We start from the raw sequence: 977 nt of genomic DNA, 5'->3' as shown, positions 1-977 counted from the left end.
ATTTTGATCCTGTCCGGCAGCCTTTTGGGGCTTTTTATGACGCATCTTTTCGGCAAGTTCGTAAATAAGCACGAGCCAAAACCATCGCTGTTTTTGGACACCGCAGGAAGCGTTCTTGTTTTTCTCGGCTATTTTATCACGGCGTTTTTCATAAAAAACTCTATCGCGGTTGTCTTTGCATCAGGAATATTTATAATCGACATTTCCCTAATGCAGACAGGGATAGCGAAGGCGAATTATCTGCGCAGTATCTCGCCGAAGCACAACTTGAGCGAAACATTGTCGATGGGGACAAGCCTAGAGCATGTCATATCCATCGCCTGCTCGATTGCGGGCGGGTATATCTGGGTGATATTTGGCGCGCCGTACGTCTTTTTGCTGACGCTAATTTTGCAGGTTATAAGCCTAATTGTCATTTCTCGGGCGAAATAATAGATTATAAAAGTGTTACAAATTTGTTAAAATGCCCGCTTCGTGTTAGTTTTATTATATACTAATAGTAGTATGGAGGGTAGTCTGTGGGAAATGATGTAGTCGCTAAAAAGAAATCCATCATATTAGAGCTAGATGGGAAGAAGCATGAGTATTATTATGATACTCTAATTTCCAACGCCAAAGAGGCTCTTGAACAATGCAAAAGAACAGGGTGGCAACCGAGCAACAATTCGCTTGGGATTGGCTATGAGCTTTTGAAGAATTATGTGAATGTATATAGAAGGAAACAGGCTATTATCGACGAGCCGAAAGCGGACAGGATGATATGCGATCTTTTCGCGCATATAAATAAATACAATATTAGACCAGAATATAAAAACAAGCTAGAGAAGCAATTTATCGAAATGACGGATGAATGTCGTGGTATGCTAAACAATTGCAGAGAAGGCAACCGCACTCTGGTTATGGATTTTTGGAAGGAGCTTAATGGCGGCGAGAGATTGCTGCGCAACAGGCATGCAGTCAGTCCGCATATCGTAAAG

2 protein-coding genes are annotated in these 977 nt (G+C 42.0%); both read left to right on the top strand.

The features are described from left to right. On the top strand, nt 1-432 hold a 432-nt coding region (locus tag ACYVTD_RS14030), incomplete at its 5' end, for a hypothetical protein (protein ID WP_461248343.1). Between the two features lie 86 nt (nt 433-518). Next, the coding region (locus ACYVTD_RS14025; protein WP_461248342.1) for a hypothetical protein at nt 519-977 on the top strand (459 nt) is incomplete at its 3' end.

Source organism: Treponema sp. R6D11 (genome assembly GCF_054786075.1).
The sequence above is the reverse complement of the archived record's forward strand: the minus strand, read 5'-3'. Positions and strand labels throughout refer to the sequence as shown.